This is a genomic window from Rhizobium sp. P40RR-XXII (assembly GCF_012641405.1).
Taxonomy (GTDB): domain Bacteria; phylum Pseudomonadota; class Alphaproteobacteria; order Rhizobiales; family Rhizobiaceae; genus Rhizobium.
In genome coordinates this window covers 106802-121050 of the sequence record NZ_JABAII010000011.1, presented here as the reverse complement: position 1 = coordinate 121050, position 14249 = coordinate 106802, and the positions used below count along the sequence as shown (strand labels likewise).

Below are 14249 nucleotides of genomic sequence, written 5' to 3'. Positions count from 1 at the left end.
AAGCGTGCGGCGGTTTTGCGATAGCGACATGCACAAAATCAAGAGCTTAAGCGCAAGGAGCGAATCTGAAAGATCGCGACGCGCTTTAGCACTTTGATGCGGGCATTTTGCCGCTCGGCGGCGAAGGACATGCTCGAGGCCGATACAGTTTTCCGCTTGGAGTGGATAGGACCTTTGGGAACGGATCTGCATGCACCGTTGGGACAGAATCGCCGCCCCGGCCGCCAGCGGCGTCTTCCACCCTTTGGGCGCATTCTCGGCGGCCTCTGTCTGATCTCGATTGCCTGCTTCTCCCTCTATTCGGCACTGCAACGAGACGAGCTTCAGAAAACCCGGCCGGTCGAAACCGCGAAGAAGGAAGAGCCCGCGCCGCCAGCCGAAGCCAAGCCGGCGCCGAACGGCCAGTCGGCGCTGACCCAGGTTGATCCGCAATCCGGCGCCAATACGACGAGAGTCGTCACCGATGACGGTTCTATCGTCACCATGTTCAGCCCCAGCAATCGCGACGGCAGCGGCCCCGTATTGATCAATGCCAATCAGGTGGGCCAGGACCCGCGCATGGCGGCGACGCCGAACGAGAGCCTCCTCGAGGATTCGCCCTTCGGCAAGCTGCCGATCATTTCATCGAGCGGCCTGCGGCCGATGGATCAATATGCGCGGCCCTGGTCCGGCGCCCGCGGCACGCGCATCGCCATCGTCGTTAGCGGCCTCGGCCTTAGCCAGACCGGCACCCAGCGCGCCATCGAGAAGCTGCCGGAGGAAATCACGCTCGCCTTTGCCGCCAGCGGCAACAGCTTGCAGCGCTGGATGCAGGACGCAAGGCGCGGCGGCCACGAAATCCTCATCCAGGTGCCCTTCGAGCCTTTCGACTATCCCAGCAACAATCCCGGACCGGACACGCTGCTGACCTCATTGTCATCGGCGAAGAATATCGACAACCTGCACCAGGCGATGGGCAAGATCACCAATTATACCGGTATCATGAACTATCTCGGCGGCCGCTTCCTTGCCAATCCCAATGCCCTGGAGCCGGTTCTGCGCGATGTCGGCAAACGCGGCCTGCTGTTCCTGGACGATGGCTCTTCGGCGCAATCGAAATCCGGAACGCTGTCGAAGACGCTGGAAGTACCGCATGCCTTTGCCGATATCCAGCTCGACGGAGAGCTGCAGCAGGAGGCGATCCGGAAAAAGCTCGATGAGCTGGAGCGCATTGCCCGCCGCAATGGTTCGGCGATTGGTGTTGCCTCCGCTTTCGACGAGAGCGTCGACGCCATCAGCAAATGGAGTGAGGAAGCCGCCATGCGCGGCATAGAAATCGTTGCTGTCTCGGCGCTTGCCGAAGACCCGAAACATCCCTGATCCTTGGAGAGAAAGATGAGCACGCCCCACGCCCCCGTGAGAGCCGAAGACCTGCCTTACCGTCCCTGTGTCGGCATCATGATCCTGAACCGGGATGGGATGGTCTGGGCCGGACGTCGCATTCCAGTCGGCAATTCGGAATATGACGGCTCGCCGCAGCTCTGGCAGATGCCGCAAGGCGGCATAGACGAAGGCGAAGATCCATTGAAAGCCGCCTATCGCGAGCTCTACGAGGAAACGGGTATGAAAACCGTGACCCTGCTTGCGGAAGCGAAGGACTGGATCAACTACGATTTGCCGCCGCAGCTGATCGGTGTCGGCCTCAAAGGGAAGTTTCGCGGCCAGACGCAGCGCTGGTTTGCCTTCCGCTTCGATGGCGACGAAAGCGAGATCGCCATCAACCCGCCGCCGGGCGGCCATGAGCCGGAATTCGATGCCTGGGAGTGGAAGCCGATGGCAACGCTGCCCGAACTGATCGTCACCTTCAAGCGATCGGTCTACGAACAGGTCATTTCAGAGTTCACCCATCTCGCCGGCCTGAAGGCTGAAGACTGAACCGGAAAGACCGGCCGCAAATGCGGCCGGTTCTGCAAGGCGTGGGTTATTCCGCGGAATCGGCGGAGTCGGCGTTGAGCTGGCCGTATTTGGCTTCACCGATCTTCCCAAGCAGATCGAGCTGCGTTTCCAGGAAGTCGATATGGCCTTCCTCGTCTGCCAAGAGCTCTTCGAACAGCTTCATCGAAACATAGTCGCCGGCATCGTGACAGATATCGCGTGATTTCTTGTAGGCCGTGCGGGCGTCGTATTCGCCGGCGAGATCGGCTTCCAGCACTTCCTTGACATTCTGGCCGATACGCAGCGGCGCCAGCGTCTGCAGGTTCGGATGACCTTCGAGAAAGATGATGCGGGCAACGAGACGATCGGCGTGCTGCATTTCCTCGATGGATTCAGCGCGCTCCTTTTTGGCAAGCTTGGTATAGCCCCAGTCTTCGAGGAGTCGATAGTGAACCCAATACTGATTGACTGCGCCAAGCTCGAGAAACAGCGCCTCGTTAAGCCGCTCGATGACTTTTTTGTCGCCTTTCAATGTCCGCTCTCCTGTTGTCTTCATGAAATTTTTTCAGGCGGGACATGAAATCAAATATTTCAGTTTCCGTCGAGTGGCGACGGGCATGATAATCTTCGGTTGTCTGTATAATGATATCAACGACATTCGGGAAACAGCCGCAGCAGCGGCCGCGCTTTTCCATCGCGTGATAAACCTTAGCAGGAACGATAAGCTGCCAACAGTCCTGGTCCAGGAACTCGTTGATGACGTCCCTGATTTCCTTGTCGGTGATATAATTACAGCTACAAACCAGCATTCTTCGCTCAGCCCGTCAAACATGACATCCGCTGTCTTGTTATCTGCTAAAGAAGACGCCCTTTGTCAAGAAAGAAACGATCGGAATTCATCCGCCGATTGGCTCGCTCACCTTTTGCCTGGATGCGAAGTCCGGAATTTCAATGGAAATTGCGTCCCCGCGGCATAACTCTAGCCGTTTCCCCGCCATTGCTGCGGCCTTCCGCCGCTACCCCGGCCCCGGCTTCGCGGGGCAATAGAGGGGGCTTTTCCTTCTGTCTGACATCCATGGTTGGCCGCAGCGCCTCATCCGCCCGATCACTGACGCCGAAACGCCGTGCCTCGCGCTGTAGGATGCCGAGCGCAGGCGTCATGTCCTCGATATGATCGACCACCACATGGATGACGCCGCTCTCGCTTTGCAGCCGGCCACGGATCTTCACCAGCCGCGCGCCCATGACGATGGCGCGATATTTCTCGAATTTTTTCGGCCAGACGATCGCATTGGCGACACCGGTCTCGTCCTCCAGCGTCATGAAGATCACCCCCTTGGCAGAGCCCGGCCGCTGGCGCACCAACACCAGCCCGGCGATCATCACTATCCGTCCATTGGCCACCTTGGACAAATCACGGCTTTGCACGATGCCCTGCCGCGCCAAATCGGCGCGCAGGAAGGAAACCGGGTGCGCCTTCAGCGATAGCGACAGATAGCGATAATCTTCGATGACCTGCTCGCCGGGCAGCATTTCCGGCAGCGCAACCGCCGGCTCGGCCTGCAGCTCCGCATGATCGCCGAGATCGAAGAGGGGAAGCTTTTCGGCAGCACTGCTGGCATCGAGCGCCCGCACGGCCCATAGCGCCTCCCGTCGGCTCAAGCCGATAGAACCGAACGCATCCGCATCCGCCAGGCGTTCGATCTGCGCCTTGGCAAGCCCGGAGCGCAGCCAGAGATCGCGCACCGACCGATAGCCATCGCCACGCCGCCCGACGAGCTGCTCCATTTCCTCATCGGACAGACCCTTGACCTGCCGAAAACCGAGACGGACGGCATATTGCGTCCTGATGATCTTGCGCATCGAGGCATGGCGCGGCTCGACCGCATCCTTATCGAAACATCCCTGCTCGAGCAGGCAATCCCAGCTGGAACGATTGACATCCACGGGCCGAACCTCGACGCCATGCTCGCGCGCGTCACGAACGAGCTGCGCTGGCGCATAGAAGCCCATGGGCTGGGCATTGAGGATCGCCGCGCAGAAGACGTCTGGATAATAGGCCTTGAGCCAGGAGGAGGCGTAGACAAGAAGAGCGAAGGACGCCGCATGGCTCTCGGGAAAGCCATATTCGCCGAAGCCTTCAATCTGGCTGAAACAACGCTCGGCAAAATCTTGAGGATAGCCGTTCGCGACCATGCCCGAAACCAGGTCCTTCTTGAATTCGTCGACCTTTCCCGTCCGCTTGAACGTTGCCATGGACCGGCGCAGCCGATCGGCCTTGGCGGCCGAAAATCCGGCCGCCGTAATGGCAATCTGCATCGCCTGTTCCTGAAACAGAGGCACTCCCAACGTTCTTTCCAAGACCGCCTTCAATTCGGGACGATGATACTCGATCGGTCGATTGTGAAGAACGTCATCCCGCCGCTTGAGGTAGGGGTGAACCATGTTGCCTTGGATGGGACCGGGCCGGACGATCGCCACCTCGATGACCAGATCATAGAATTTGCGAGGACGCAGGCGCGGCAGCATGCTCATCTGCGCCCGGCTTTCGATCTGGAAAACGCCGATCGTATCGGCGCGGCAGATCATGTCGTACACCGGGAATCGATCAGGATATTCGCCGCTGCCAAGATCGGCGAGCTCCTTCTTCACGTCGTAATGCAGCAGCAGCAGGTCGAAAGCCTTGGCAAGGCAGGTCAGCATACCGAGCGCAAGCACGTCGATCTTCAATATGTTGAGATTGTCGAGGTCGTCCTTGTTCCATTCGATCATGAAACGATCGTCCATCGCCGTATGCATGATCGGCACCACTTCGTCCAATCGATCCCGGGTGATGACGAAGCCTCCGACATGCTGGGTCAGATGCCGCGGAAACCCCATCAGCGTCGAGGCATAGGAAAGGACGTTCCGTGTCGTCTTATCCTTGAGATCGAGGCCGGCAATCTTCGCCTCGCGCTCGGACAGGTCTTCTGTCGACCAACCCCAGACGCCGCTCGCAAGAGCCGATTGCACATCCTCCGACAAGCCGAAGGCTTTCGCCACTTCGCGTCCGGCCGAGCGGGCCCGATAACTGGTGACCGCGGCCGTCAGCCCGGCATGCTCCTTTTTGTAATGCCTGTAGATGAACTGGATGACCTCTTCACGCTTCTCGTGCTCGAAATCGACATCGATGTCAGGTGGCTCCTCCCGTTCCGTCGATATGAAGCGCTCGAAGAGCAGGGTCGTTATTTCCGGATTGACCTCGGTAATTCTGAGGCAATAGCAAACCGTCGAATTGGCGGCCGACCCTCGTCCCTGGCACAGGATATTCTGACTACGGGCAAACATCATGATGCGGTGCACCGTCAGGAAGTAAGGCTCATATCGCCGTTCGCGAATGAGCTTGAGCTCATGATCGATCTGTTTAGCAACTTTTTCGGGGATTCCGTTGGGAAAGCGCCATTTCGCGCCTTCTCGCGTCAATCGCTCCAGCGTTTCCGAAACAGTTTCGCCATCAATGCTTTCGTCGGGATAATTATGTTTCAGCTCATCCAGCGAAAAAGACAGCCGGCTAAAGAACTTCTGCGTATTCGCGATGGCCTTCGGATAATCCCTGAAGAGGCGCGCCATCTCGGCAGCATCCTTCAGATAGCGTTCGGCATTAGCCGCGAGCCTGAAGCCGGCTTCCGCGATCGGCACATGCTCACGGATCGAAACGACGATATCGGCAAGCGGCTTGCGCTCGGTTGCGTGATAGAGCGGCTGATTGCTGGCGATCAGCCGCACGCCATTGCGCTGCGCGATGATAGAGAGCGTGGCAAAGACCAACCGATCCCGTCCGTCATAGGCTGGCGACAAGACCATATGGAACTTTCGGCCGAAGCGCATCCATAGCCGCTTCAGGCACTCCTCAAGCTTTGCCTGCCCCTCCGGCGTCTCGATGCTATCAGCATCGGGAATGAGCGCCAGCATCATCTCGTCCCCCCATTCCATAAGGTCGGCTTCTTCGAGCTGACAGGAACCTTTCTCGGCCCTGAGGTTACCGACACTCAACAGCCGGCAGAGATGTGCCCAGCCCTTGCGATTTTCCGGATAAGCAAGAATGTCAGGCGTGCCGTCGGCAAAGACCAGGCGTGCGCCGGGCTGGAAAGGGACCGGTTTCAGGAGCGGCTTTTCCGGCTGTCCCTTGGCTCGAAGCTCCAGGTTTTCCTCGATGACCCTCTTATGCTCCGCCCGGAGAACCTTAGTATGCGCATGCGCCTTGACCACGCCGGCAACCGAATTGCGGTCGGCAATTCCAAATCCGGAAAGTTTCAGGAGCGCGGCCTGTATCACCATTTCCTCCGGATGCGAGGCGCCTTCGAGAAAGGAGAAGTTCGTTCGGACCCCGATCTCGAAGAAGGGCACCGGTTCGTGAAAGCCCGGGCGCGCGTTCATGCGAAGACCCCGTGCATGTACCAGTCCGGTGCCGTTCCGCCGCGGTCATAAAGTCCCCTGCGGAACAGCCAGAAGCGATGGCCTTCCTCGTCCTCTACCTGGAAATAATCGCGTGCGGGTTCTTCCTTTTCCTCGACCCACCATTCCGCCGAAAGCCGTTCCGGTCCATCGGCCCGGCTGACCCGATGCATGACCCGCCGCCAGCGGAACTGCCGGGGAGGGCCATCAGGTACTTCGGCGGCAATAGCTTCGATCGGCTCCGGCATGCGAAACAGCCGCAGCGGTCGCTCACCGCGGAAGAAGCCATGCCCGGCATCTTCTCTGCCGATCCGGCGCTTCGAGGCGAGGATTGCCATGGCCGGCATCGGTCGTACGGCTCGTTCGGGGATATGGCTCTGCCGCAATTCGAACCCCTGCAGGCAGTCCGGTCCCAATCGCGCAGTCACCCGATCGACAAAGGCCGCGAGCGAACCGTCCTGGCGGCTGTCTCCGACGAAATCGCCTTGCATCGCGTCGAAGGGTGCGTGCTGAAGGACATTGAGGCGGACGATCTCGAAGCCATAGCCGACATCGAGATCGTCATGAATAGCGCCAAAACGCTCCGTGAACAGGCTGGCGATCCGGCTTGGCTCCCGCAGCGGCTGCGATGCGCCGGCAGCGATGCGGAAGACCGCCCCATCCACCCTGAACAACAGGAGTTCGAAGGAGCGGCCGCCGACACCGCGGGCCTCGAGCTCCGGTTTCAGCGTTTCGGCAAGCTGGCGGGCAAGCTGCAGAATATCGTCTTCCGTCTGCACCGGTTCGGCCAGCCGTCGCTCGGCCGACAATTGCGCGACCGGCCGACGCGGCGAGATCGGCTCCTCGACGAGGCCGACGGCCTGATCGAGCCGCAGGAGCAGTTGCGCGCCAAAGCGGCGGGTAAGCGGCGCGCGTGGCGCGGCCAGAAGGTCACCCACTTGCTTCAATCCCAGCTTCTGCAACGCGGCAATGGTCTCTTCACCGAGCCTCAGCGAAGCCACGGGCAGGGGCGCCAGGGCCTCTTCCATGGCTTCGGGGAGAACGATACGGCTTTCCTCAAAATGGGCGACCGCCCAGGACAGGCCGGGCGCGGAGGAAATGGCGCCGCGCACATCGAGGCCCAGCCGGGAAATCCGGATCAATATATCCTCCAGCAGCGCCTCTTCGCCGCCGAAGAGATGGGCACAGCCGGTAATATCGAGGAATAGCCCGTCCTTGCCGTCGATCGCCACCAGCGGCGTATAGCGGTCGCACCAGTCGGCGATCGCTTCTAAAAGCTTGCGATCCGCGGCGGGATCCTCCTCGACGACATCGAGGTCGGGACAGATCGCCTTCGCCTCGGCCACGCCCTGCCCCTGCTTCAGGCCGATCATCTCCGCACGCTCGTTGAGCGCGGTGAGCCGCATGGCATTGTTGAGCTTGCCGGCACAGGCGAGCGGCGGCGCTTCAAGCCTGCCTGTCGAACGCCAGGACAGGCCCCAGCGCTTGCGGGCGATCCGGTCGGTTGGCAGATGCGGGAAGGTCAGCGCCAGAATTCGCTGCGTATTCGCCGGGAAAGGCAGGGCGTTGAGTGTCGAGGACAGGGGCAAAGCGGCGGTCATGGGCATTCCACTCCAGGGTTATGGAAAGAGGCGCCGGGTTTCGGCTTTTTTCCAAGGTCAGACGAAAGGCCGGGTGACCGATGCTGCCGCCAAGCACCGATCCATCCGGCAGGGGCCGCGCCAGCGCCGGCGCGGGTTCGACGGAAAAGCGGAAGAGAGCGCTGCTTGCTTCCTCCTCGCCTCCCTGTCGCAACAGAAACAAAGGCCGCCCTGCCGCCTTGGCTCTCAGCGCCAGCCGCCGGCTTTCGGTCAGGCCGAAACGGGCCGGATTGCCGCGCACTTCCAGAATGACAACCGCAAGAGCAGCACTCCCAAGCGCTGCCTCCGCCACCCAGAGCGCGTCTTCCAGCTTGCGCGGCGACGCCTGCAGGAAAGCCTCGGGCTCCAGCCCGAAATTCCGGATGCCGATGGCATAGGGCAGGCCCGCCTCCATCGTAGCGACCGTATCGCCGATCCACAGGATCGGAGACGTGGCCGCGTCCGTACCCGAAGCTTGCGCATGCAGCCGCGCGGCAAGCGCAAGGGTAAAGCCGCTTGCCGCTCCCGCATCGCGCAGGCCGAGCGAGCGGATTTCCGTCAGCGCATCGAGCGGCACGCCACCTTGCAGGGCAGCGTCGAGATCGTCGACGCCGGTCGCAAGAAGCGCCTGCGCAGACCTAGGCTGAACGGGCGCCGGTTGGGCAGGTAGAGGCTTCGCAATGCCTGCCGATCCCATGGTCGGCTTGGCTGCTGGCATCTCATGCGCCACTGCCGCCAGTGCCGGGATCGGCCTGCCTTCCAGTCGGGCGATGGTTTCACGCAGGGCAAAAAGCGTTTCCCGCGCCACGGCAGCCTCGGCCATGACGTTCACTCCAGATTGATAATGTTCCTGTTATGTTCTTATGGATTCCAGAGCTTGATAAAAGAGTCAACACCATTTCATAAGAAAATATTCCTTTACCTAAAGTCGGATGATTTTAGGCTTCTTCGGCCTCAAATCTGAATCCGCTCTAAAATCAAAGAAGTAGAACATGATGTCGCCCGAAAACCGCTCAAGCACTTTTCGGCATCGCAGCCTAATCCGCTCTCGTAAAAGCTGCGCAAAGTCTCTATATGACCAGCTAAGGAAGGAAGCATTCATGGCTCGCATTGACCAGAGCGAGGATTGGCGGGACCGCCACGCGCCCTCAATCAGCACATTCGAATCTCTGGCGATGGAGGCGTATAGCCATCTGCCGGAGGAATTCCGCTCGCTCACCGGCAACCTCATCATTCTCATCGAGGATTTTCCCGATGATGAGGTATTCGACGATATGGCGCTGGAGACCCCCTTCGATCTGCTCGGCCTCTTCGAGGGACGCGGCATCTCTGAGCGCTTTACCGCCCAGACCGGCGACATGCCCAACAAGATCCGCCTCTACCGCCGGCCGATCATCGATTACTGGGCTGAAAACGAGGAAACCCTCGGCGATATCATCACCCATGTCCTAATCCACGAGATCGGCCATCATTTCGGCCTGAGCGACGAGGATATGGAGCGCGTCGAGGCAAGCGCCGAGGAAGCGACGGATCGCTGATACCAGCCCGACCGCAAGACGGCTGGGTGAAGAACTTCAGTCGCTTACTGCTCGGAGAGCTTCATCTCCGGATCGTAATCCTTGCCGGCCACGTTCTTGACGACGGCCTGGCCGCACTGCATCTGGCCGCTCGCGGCATTGAAGGCGTAGGTCGGCGAGCCCGACAGCTCCCAGCCCTTGTTCAGCGCCGCGGTCACCTTGTGGCAGAAGGAAGCGTCGTCGGGGCCGGTGAGGAAGCGGTAGAGTTTCATCAAAGGATCTTTCGTAACGTATCAGTCCTTGCCCTGAGCCTGTCGAAGGGCAATGGAGCGCTGCTCGATCAGGCGAGCTTTATGGACCAGTCTTTCCGCCTGGACAAGGTGCAGCCGCTCCACCATTCGCCCGTTAAGGTTCACGACATTAAGGGCGTCGGCACCCGGTTCGGCAAAGGCTGATATGATGGCTTCGGCCTCGGCGATGGCTGTTACATCGGGGCTGAAATGCCGGTTGGCCGGCTCGATCTGGCTCGGATGGATCAGCATCTTGCCGGCAAAGCCCATGATGCGGCCCTGGCCGCATTCCGCTTCGTACGCCTCCGCATCCCTAAAATCGTTGAAAACGCTGTCGATGGCCTCAAGCCCGTAGGCGCTAACAGCAAGCACTACCTGCATTAGCCAAGGCACGAGATAGGCGCGGTCCGGCCGCGGCAGGACGCCCGTTTCCTTTCTGAGGTCGTTGAGGCCGACGACAAAGCAATCGAGCCGGCTGCCCGCCGTTCGCCCGGCCTCGGCGATCGAAGCAGCGTTCAGGATACCGCGCGGCGTCTCGATCATTGCCCAGATACGCAGGCTTTCCGGCGCATCGGCTTCCGCGAGCCTGTCGCTGACAACAGTCACGTCCTGCGGCCCGTCCACCTTGGGCAGGAGCACCCCATCCGGCTCCAGCTCCACCACCAGCGCCAGGTCGTCAGCCCCGAAATTGGAGGAAAGCGCATTGATGCGTATGATCCTTTCCTTGCCTGGCAGCGGCGAGGCCACGAAAAAGGCCCGCAAATTCTCCCGCGCCTCGGCTTTCTTTTCCGGCGAGACCGAATCCTCGAGATCGAAGATGACGGCGTCGCAATCGAGGCTCGAAAGCTTTTCCAGCGCGCGGCGGTTGATGGCGGGAACGCTTAAGACCGAGCGGCGCAGACAGGCGGGACGGGAAGGGGAGTTTTGGCTCGCAGATTGGCTCATTGTGCCGTTTTGCCGCGCTTTTAATCGCCAGGCAAGTCAACAAAAAGCCACGCTCCTCTTGCAGAGGGGAAGAGAGAGGACCACATTGCTGGGAGTAGAGAGGTCTCGACCATGCAGAATATCCGTTCCCTGTTCATCGCGCTTGCCGGTATCACCGTGTTTGCGGCCATGGCGTTGTTTACCGTTTCGGTCACGCTTGCCGTCGGCGGTATCCTGACCGTGCTCATGGCAGCCCGCGCGATTTCGCTTCGCATGAAGCCGGCACCGGTGCATGCCAAGGCAAAGGCGAACGGCCAGCGCGAAATGCGCATCTGGAACGACGGCCGCGGCACGATCATCGACCTTTGAGTCGAAACAGGTGAAGGTAGCCCCTCCCGGGCTACCGAACGCATTCGCCAAGCTCGGACACGGCTCGAAGAATGGAATGCGACCCAAAGCGCCGCGGTTTAGAGCATATCCAAGATTCTCCTTCATTTCGGACCGGATTTGCTCTATTGGCAGGATAATTCGTGCTTAGACGAGAATGAAGGCAGGACCCCATGGACAAGTTCGTGAAGTTGACCGGTGTCGCAGCACCCCTCCCGGTCGTCAATGTCGATACCGACATGATCATCCCAAAGGATTATCTGAAGACCATTAAGCGCACGGGTCTGGGCAAGGGCCTCTTCGCTGAAGCCCGCTACAATGAAGACGGCACGCCAAACGAAGATTTCGTGCTGAACAAGCCGGCCTACCAGAACGCCAAGATCCTCGTCGCCGGCGACAATTTTGGCTGCGGTTCCTCGCGTGAGCATGCTCCGTGGGCGCTGCTCGACTTCGGCATCCGCTGCGTCATCTCGACCAGCTTCGCCGACATCTTCTACAACAACTGCTTCAAGAACGGCATCCTGCCGATCAAGGTCAGCCAGGAAGAGCTCGACAAGCTGATGGACGACGCCTCGCGCGGCTCCAACGCCATTCTGACGGTCGATCTGGAAAACCTCGAAATCACCGGCCCGGATGGCGGCTCGCTCAAGTTCGAACTCGACGAATTCAAGCGCCACTGCCTGCTGAATGGCCTTGACGATATCGGCCTGACGCTGGAAAAATCCTCCGCGATCAACGATTTCGAGAAGACGAACGCCGCATCGCGCCCCTGGGCCGCCTGATCGGTTTATCGTTATTTTTCGCATTTCAAAGCCGGGCCTCGCGCCCGGCTTTTTTGTTGTCAGACTTTTGAAAACACCGCCTCTCTCATCCCCTGTAATATGATCGACAAGAAGCGGGTCCATACAGGCTGCCGAGACCCTTCGGGCCTCTCCCCACCCTAATTCTTCCCCACGCAATGGAGCCTCTCCATGACCTCCCTTCCCATTGTCGGCGCCGCCATGACGCTTGACGACGTTGAAATCCATCGCAACTGGCTGCTCGAAAAGCCGCGCGACCTGGAACTGCAAAGCTTCGTCGAAGCCGAAGTCCTGAGCGGCGACTGGACCCCGCTCGCCGAGCGCGCTCGCAAGCTGCTCGCTGGCCATCAGGGCCGCCTTGGCATCCATGGCCCGTTCTGGGGCTTCGTCATCGCCTCGCAGGACCCGGATATCCGCGCCGTCGTCTCCAAGCGCCTCCTGCAAGCGCTCGACGTCTGCGCCAATATCGGCGCCACGCAGATGGTCATCCATAGCCCCTATACGTCCTGGTCCTACAATAACCTCGACAACAACAAGGGCGAGCGCGAGAAGATCATCGAATATACACATCAGACGCTCAAAGAGGCTGTCAAGCGCGCCGAAGACATCGGTCTGACCATGGTCATCGAGAATATCGAGGACAAGGATCCCCATATCCGCGTCGGTCTTGCCGACAGCTTCCATTCGCCCGCCGTCGCCGTTTCGATCGACACCGGCCATGCCCATTACGCCCACGGCTACACCGGTGCACCGCCGGTCGACTATTATGTACACGCCGCCGGCAACCGCCTGCAGCATGTCCATCTGCAGGACGCGGACGGCTATGCCGACCGTCACTGGAGCCTCGGGGAAGGCAATATTCACTGGCGCGCCGTCTTCGCCGCCCTTGCCAAGCTCGACAGCAATCCGCGTTTGATCATCGAGATCAAGGACAAGTCGAAAATCCCGGCATCGGCCGCTTATCTGGCATCGCTTGGATTGGCCGAGTAAGCAGACTCACTGCCCGCCCTCGTGGTGAGGTGGGAGCCCTGAGCCTGGCGAAGGGCGACTCGAACCACGAGGGCGGATGGTTGCCCTCAAAAGCCCGAAAACCGTACCGTTTCGGCCCGTTCCTCGCTTGAAAAGCCGCATTTGCGGGTCTAAGAACCCGCAACTTGTTTTTTTGTGGAGGCTTCCCATGACAGTGCGCAATCTCTTCCTCCTGCCGGGCGACGGCATCGGTCCCGAAGCCATGGGCGAAGTTCGCAAGATCATCGCCTACATGAACGAAGCGAAGAATGCCGGCTTCGTCACCGACGAAGGTCTTGTCGGCGGCAGCGCCTATGACGCGCACGGCGCGGCGATCTCTGATGCCGACATGGCAAAGGCGATGGCCGCCGACGCCGTGCTCTTCGGCGCCGTCGGCGGCCCGAAGTGGGATGCAGTCCCCTATGAAGTGCGCCCGGAAGCCGGCCTGCTGCGCCTGCGCAAGGATCTGCAGCTGTTCGCCAACCTGCGTCCGGCCATCTGCTATCCGGCACTGGCATCCGCTTCTTCGCTGAAGCCGGAGCTGGTCGAAGGTCTCGACATCCTCATCGTGCGCGAGCTCACCGGCGGCGTCTATTTCGGCGAGCCGAAGGAAATCATCGACCTCGGCAACGGCCAGAAGCGCGGCATCGATACCCAGGTCTACGACACCTATGAGATCGAGCGCATTGCCGGCGTCGCCTTTGAACTGGCACGCACCCGCAACAACCGCGTCTGCTCGATGGAAAAGCGCAACGTCATGAAATCAGGCGTGCTCTGGAACCAGGTCGTCACCGCGACGCATAAGGAAAAGTATTCCGACGTGCAGCTCGAGCATATGCTGGCGGATGCCGGCGGCATGCAGCTCGTGCGCCAGCCGAAGCAATTCGACGTTATCGTGACAGACAATCTGTTCGGCGACATGCTGTCCGACGTCGCGGCCATGCTGACCGGTTCGCTCGGCATGCTGCCGTCCGCTTCGCTCGGCGCGCCCGATGCCAAGACCGGCAAGCGCAAGGCGCTCTACGAGCCGGTGCATGGCTCGGCCCCCGATATCGCCGGCAAAGGCATTGCCAACCCGATCGCCATGATCGCCTCCTTCGCCATGTGCCTGCGTTACTCCTTCGGCTTGGTTGCCGAAGCCGATGCGCTGGAAAAGGCGATCGCCAACGTCCTCGACAGCGGCATCCGCACCGGCGATATCATGTCGGCAGGCAGCCGCCAGGTCGGCACCGCCGAAATGGGCGACGCCATTCTCGCCGAATTCAAGGCCCTCTCGGCATAAGCCAGATAGATCGCCTGATATATTTCACGTGAAACACACAACCCCGCCCTGCAGCGCAGCGCGGGGTTTTCAGT

Annotated in this window: 14 protein-coding genes; 7 read left to right on the top strand and 7 right to left on the bottom strand. The window is 60.3% G+C overall.

Annotated features, from left to right (window positions below; all coding sequences use genetic code 11):
- Window positions 1–174: 174 nt before the first annotated feature.
- Both HGP16_RS21020 and HGP16_RS21015 read left to right on the top strand, forming a co-directional pair.
- Window positions 175–1359, top strand: a complete 1185-nt coding sequence (locus HGP16_RS21020) for a divergent polysaccharide deacetylase family protein (protein ID WP_168841945.1) — start codon at window positions 175–177, stop codon at window positions 1357–1359.
- A gap of 15 nt (window positions 1360–1374) precedes the next feature.
- Window positions 1375–1914: an RNA pyrophosphohydrolase gene (locus HGP16_RS21015; RefSeq protein ID WP_168841944.1), complete on the top strand. Its 540-nt coding sequence runs from the start codon at window positions 1375–1377 to the stop codon at window positions 1912–1914.
- A 46-nt stretch (window positions 1915–1960) separates the two neighbouring features.
- Here HGP16_RS21015 and bfr read toward each other — a convergent pair whose 3' ends face one another.
- From bfr to HGP16_RS34080, 5 genes are all read right to left on the bottom strand, one after another.
- On the bottom strand, window positions 1961–2446 hold the full coding sequence (gene bfr / locus HGP16_RS21010) for a bacterioferritin (protein WP_149637944.1): 486 nt from the start codon (window positions 2444–2446) through the stop codon (window positions 1961–1963).
- A complete protein-coding gene (locus HGP16_RS21005; protein ID WP_168841943.1) occupies window positions 2412–2723 on the bottom strand; it encodes a (2Fe-2S)-binding protein in 312 nt (103 codons plus the stop codon). The genes bfr and HGP16_RS21005 overlap by 35 nt, the downstream gene beginning before the upstream one ends.
- A gap of 139 nt (window positions 2724–2862) precedes the next feature.
- The gene (locus HGP16_RS21000) at window positions 2863–6330 is read right to left on the bottom strand and encodes an error-prone DNA polymerase (protein WP_168841942.1); all 3468 of its coding nucleotides are present in this window, start codon (window positions 6328–6330) and stop codon (window positions 2863–2865) included.
- Window positions 6327–7754, bottom strand: a complete 1428-nt coding sequence (locus HGP16_RS20995; RefSeq protein ID WP_246703536.1) for a Y-family DNA polymerase — start codon at window positions 7752–7754, stop codon at window positions 6327–6329. Before HGP16_RS20995 ends, HGP16_RS21000 begins: the two co-directional genes overlap by 4 nt.
- 40 nt (window positions 7755–7794) lie before the next feature.
- Entirely contained in the window at window positions 7795–8790 is a 996-nt protein-coding gene (locus HGP16_RS34080) for an ImuA family protein (protein WP_246703532.1), read from the bottom strand.
- 277 nt (window positions 8791–9067) lie between these two features.
- Between HGP16_RS34080 and HGP16_RS20985 the strand changes: the two genes are divergently transcribed.
- The gene (locus tag HGP16_RS20985; protein ID WP_168841940.1) at window positions 9068–9505 is read left to right on the top strand and encodes a metallopeptidase family protein; all 438 of its coding nucleotides are present in this window, start codon (window positions 9068–9070) and stop codon (window positions 9503–9505) included.
- Between the two features lie 44 nt (window positions 9506–9549).
- On the opposite strand, the gene HGP16_RS20980 is transcribed toward HGP16_RS20985, so the two are convergent.
- The gene (locus HGP16_RS20980; RefSeq protein ID WP_168841939.1) at window positions 9550–9756 is read right to left on the bottom strand and encodes a DUF1737 domain-containing protein; all 207 of its coding nucleotides are present in this window, start codon (window positions 9754–9756) and stop codon (window positions 9550–9552) included.
- Between the two features lie 21 nt (window positions 9757–9777).
- Window positions 9778–10719, bottom strand: coding sequence for a CoA ester lyase (locus HGP16_RS20975; protein WP_168841938.1), 942 nt, complete (start codon window positions 10717–10719; stop codon window positions 9778–9780).
- A 111-nt stretch (window positions 10720–10830) separates the two neighbouring features.
- On the opposite strand from HGP16_RS20975, the gene HGP16_RS20970 reads away from it, so the two are divergent.
- The 4 genes from HGP16_RS20970 to leuB all read left to right on the top strand — a co-directional run bounded on the left by HGP16_RS20970 (window position 10831) and on the right by leuB (window position 14175).
- Entirely contained in the window at window positions 10831–11067 is a 237-nt protein-coding gene (locus tag HGP16_RS20970) for a hypothetical protein (RefSeq protein WP_168841937.1), read from the top strand.
- Window positions 11068–11258: 191 nt separating this feature from the next.
- Entirely contained in the window at window positions 11259–11867 is a 609-nt protein-coding gene (gene leuD / locus HGP16_RS20965) for a 3-isopropylmalate dehydratase small subunit (protein ID WP_168841936.1), read from the top strand.
- A 189-nt stretch (window positions 11868–12056) separates the two neighbouring features.
- Entirely contained in the window at window positions 12057–12875 is an 819-nt protein-coding gene (locus tag HGP16_RS20960) for a sugar phosphate isomerase/epimerase family protein (protein WP_168841935.1), read from the top strand.
- Window positions 12876–13062: 187 nt separating this feature from the next.
- Entirely contained in the window at window positions 13063–14175 is a 1113-nt protein-coding gene (gene leuB, locus HGP16_RS20955; RefSeq protein ID WP_168841934.1) for a 3-isopropylmalate dehydrogenase, read from the top strand.
- The last annotated feature ends 74 nt before the right edge of the window (window positions 14176–14249 follow it).

Coding starts and splice junctions, on each gene's coding strand:
- HGP16_RS21015 (WP_168841944.1), top strand. CDS start 1,375: ATGAGCACGCCCCACGCCCCCGTGAGAGCCGAAGACCTGCCTTACCGT.
- HGP16_RS21005 (WP_168841943.1), bottom strand. CDS start 2,723: ATGCTGGTTTGTAGCTGTAATTATATCACCGACAAGGAAATCAGGGAC.
- HGP16_RS21000 (WP_168841942.1), bottom strand. CDS start 6,330: ATGAACGCGCGCCCGGGCTTTCACGAACCGGTGCCCTTCTTCGAGATC.
- HGP16_RS20995 (WP_246703536.1), bottom strand. CDS start 7,754: ATGCGGCTCACCGCGCTCAACGAGCGTGCGGAGATGATCGGCCTGAAG.
- HGP16_RS34080 (WP_246703532.1), bottom strand. CDS start 8,790: ATGGCCGAGGCTGCCGTGGCGCGGGAAACGCTTTTTGCCCTGCGTGAA.
- HGP16_RS20985 (WP_168841940.1), top strand. CDS start 9,068: ATGGCTCGCATTGACCAGAGCGAGGATTGGCGGGACCGCCACGCGCCC.
- HGP16_RS20980 (WP_168841939.1), bottom strand. CDS start 9,756: ATGAAACTCTACCGCTTCCTCACCGGCCCCGACGACGCTTCCTTCTGC.
- HGP16_RS20975 (WP_168841938.1), bottom strand. CDS start 10,719: ATGAGCCAATCTGCGAGCCAAAACTCCCCTTCCCGTCCCGCCTGTCTG.
- HGP16_RS20970 (WP_168841937.1), top strand. CDS start 10,831: ATGCAGAATATCCGTTCCCTGTTCATCGCGCTTGCCGGTATCACCGTG.
- leuD (WP_168841936.1), top strand. CDS start 11,259: ATGGACAAGTTCGTGAAGTTGACCGGTGTCGCAGCACCCCTCCCGGTC.
- HGP16_RS20960 (WP_168841935.1), top strand. CDS start 12,057: ATGACCTCCCTTCCCATTGTCGGCGCCGCCATGACGCTTGACGACGTT.
- leuB (WP_168841934.1), top strand. CDS start 13,063: ATGACAGTGCGCAATCTCTTCCTCCTGCCGGGCGACGGCATCGGTCCC.